A 2,389-nucleotide genomic window follows, 5' to 3' on the forward strand; every position below is an offset into this window, starting at 1 on the left:
CCAGCGTTCGGCGGCGGCTTCGTCTTCGGCGCGGGCCTCGACCCAGGCTTCGCTGCCATCGGCAAACGATTCTTTTTTCCAAAACGGCGCCCGGGTCTTCAGCCAGTCGATCAGAAAGCCGGTCGCGGCCAAGGCGGCGTCGCGGTGGCGAGCGGCGGCGAGAACCAGGACGATCGGCGCCCCGGGCGCAAGCCGCCCGACGCGATGGATGAGGGTGCCGCCGAGCAGCGCCCAGCGCGCCTCGGCCTCGGCGGCGATGGCGGCGAGCGCGCGTTCGGTCATCGCCGGGTAATGCTCCAGCGTCATCGCCGCGAGCGCCCGGCCGCCGACATCGCCGCGCACCGTGCCGACGAAACAGCCGATCCCGCCGATATCGCTGCGCCCGGCGGTGAGGGCGGCGAACTCGGCGCCGATATCGAACGGCCCCTCCTGGACGCGGGTGGTGAGCATTCAGCCCCCGGTTACCGGCGGAAAGAAGGCCACTTCGTCGCCCGGCGCCAGCGCCGTCTCGGGGCCGGCGAAACGCTGGTTGACGGCGGCGCGAACCGATTTGCCGGCGGCAAAGGCGCTCGCGTAACCCGGGCCGCGGGCGGCGAGCCAGGCGCTGAGCGCGCCGAGGGTGCGCACCTCGCCCGGCACCTCGATCTCCTCCTCGCCGCGCCCGATGCGCTCGCGCAGCCAGGCGAAATAGAGCAGATGCAGCCGAAACCCGCTCATGCGCGCCCTCCGTTCATTTCGGGGTGGGGATGGTGCGGACACTGCCATCCGGCATGATCACCGTGCTGGTGCCATCGCCATTCGGGATCACGATATTGCCGCCGGTTTCAGAGGTGTTGCCGCCGCTGATCGGCGCCGGCGGTGATGTGCGGGGCGCCGTGGTGCTCGGCGGCGGCGTGCTCGGGCGATATTGCTTGATTTCCTGATCCTGGGCGCGTTCGAGATCAGAGAGCGTCGGCTCGGTCGGGACCGGGCCCGGCCAGACATTGCCGGGCTCGGTGGTCAGCGGCGCTTCCGTCGCCGGCTGCCCCTCAACCCGGCGGACATTCTCCGCATCCCCGATCGGCAGATGTTCATCGCCGTGAAAGCCATAGGTGTCGCCGAGGAAGGTGCCAAACCCGGAGCAGCCGGGCAAAAGCAGCGCAAGGCCGAGCAACCAGCCGCGCGAGCGCGAGAGGGAGGGGAGCGGAAAACAGGGCATGCGGCGGTTCTCGTGGATGTGATGACGTGTGAAGACGCAATGTGGCCCGCCCGCGCCCGCTTCTCAAGCAGATTGCGCAGGCGTGGCCAGCGGGAGATGGCGCGCAACCCAGCCCGCGATCACCGAAGGCGCGTTGAGCGGCAAGACCGGCCGGTCACAGCCGGGCAAGGCGGCATCGCAAGCCACCGCGATGATCTCGGGCACCTCCGGCCAGAGCGGCGGCTTGCCGAGGGCGGGGCGGAAAACCTCGATTTTCGGATAGGGGGTGCGTTTGAACCCCTCGACCAGCACCAGATCGACCGGCGAGAGGCGGGCGAGCAGGGCGGCAAAATCCATCTCCTCGCCGGCATTCTCGTGCAACAGCGCCCAGCGCGCCGCACTCGCCACCAGCACCTCATGGGCGCCGGCGGCGCGATGGCGGAAACTGTCTTTGCCCGGGCGGTCGAGGTCAAAGCCGTGATGCGCGTGCTTGATCGTCGAGACGGTGAGGCCCTGGGCGCGAAACAGCGGCAATAGCGCGACCAGCAGCGTCGTCTTGCCGCTCCCCGACCAGCCGGCGAGGCCGAGCGTCTTCATCGCCGCTCGCCGCCCGGGGCCGGCGTCTCGGGCCCGGCGGCGTGGCGGAGGCCGGCGGTGAGATAATCCCAGCCGGTGAACAGCGTCAGCACCGCGGCGAGCCAGAGCAGCGTCTCGCCGATCACCGCGACCGGCACGAACCCAAAGCCGAGCAGCCGCGCGCTATCGTTGCCGGCGATCAGCGCCCCGAGGGCGGCGAGCTGCAGGCCGGTTTTCCACTTGGCAAGCCGCGTCACCGGCAGGCCGACATGGGTCTCCGCGAGATATTCGCGCAGCCCGCTCACCAAAATCTCGCGCAGCATAATGACGATCGCCGGATAGAGGCCGAAACGGCTGAGGCGGTTGGTGCCGACCAGCATCATCAGCGCCGCGCCGACCAGGAGCTTGTCGGCGATCGGGTCGAGCATGCGCCCGAAATCCGACATTTGCCGCCAGTGGCGTGCGAGCCAGCCATCGAAATAATCGGTGATGGCGGCGGCGGCGAAGACGATCGTCGCGGCGAGATCGGCCCATGGCAGCCGCAACGCGAGCAGCACGACCAAGAGCGGGATCGCGGCGATCCGCGACAGCGTCAGGAGATTGGGCAGATCGGTCAGCATGGGAGGGCGAAACTAG

The 2,389-nt window shown here is 69.4% G+C and carries 5 protein-coding genes; all 5 read right to left on the bottom strand.

The window, feature by feature from the left end; all coding sequences use genetic code 11:
* Positions 1-450: molybdenum cofactor biosynthesis protein MoaE (locus tag ACP5M5_RS14630; protein ID WP_427938580.1), on the bottom strand; the 450-nt coding region annotated here is incomplete at its 3' end.
* Complete coding sequence (gene moaD / locus ACP5M5_RS14635; RefSeq protein ID WP_240319093.1) at positions 451-717, bottom strand: molybdopterin converting factor subunit 1; 267 nt, start codon at positions 715-717, stop codon at positions 451-453.
* Between the two features lie 13 nt (positions 718-730).
* Entirely contained in the window at positions 731-1,198 is a 468-nt protein-coding gene (locus ACP5M5_RS14640) for a hypothetical protein (protein ID WP_427938582.1), read from the bottom strand.
* 63 nt (positions 1,199-1,261) lie between these two features.
* Positions 1,262-1,774 (bottom strand): molybdopterin-guanine dinucleotide biosynthesis protein B, encoded by a 513-nt coding sequence (gene mobB / locus ACP5M5_RS14645; protein WP_427938585.1) that lies wholly within the window; start codon positions 1,772-1,774, stop codon positions 1,262-1,264.
* Positions 1,771-2,373: a CDP-diacylglycerol--glycerol-3-phosphate 3-phosphatidyltransferase gene (pgsA, locus tag ACP5M5_RS14650; RefSeq protein ID WP_427938587.1), complete on the bottom strand. Its 603-nt coding sequence runs from the start codon at positions 2,371-2,373 to the stop codon at positions 1,771-1,773. Before pgsA ends, mobB begins: the two co-directional genes overlap by 4 nt.
* Positions 2,374-2,389 lie beyond the last annotated feature (16 nt).

Origin of the sequence: Acidibrevibacterium sp., from assembly GCF_049965395.1 — a bacterium.
GTDB classification, from domain to species: Bacteria; Pseudomonadota; Alphaproteobacteria; order Acetobacterales; family Acetobacteraceae; genus Acidibrevibacterium; species Acidibrevibacterium fodinaquatile.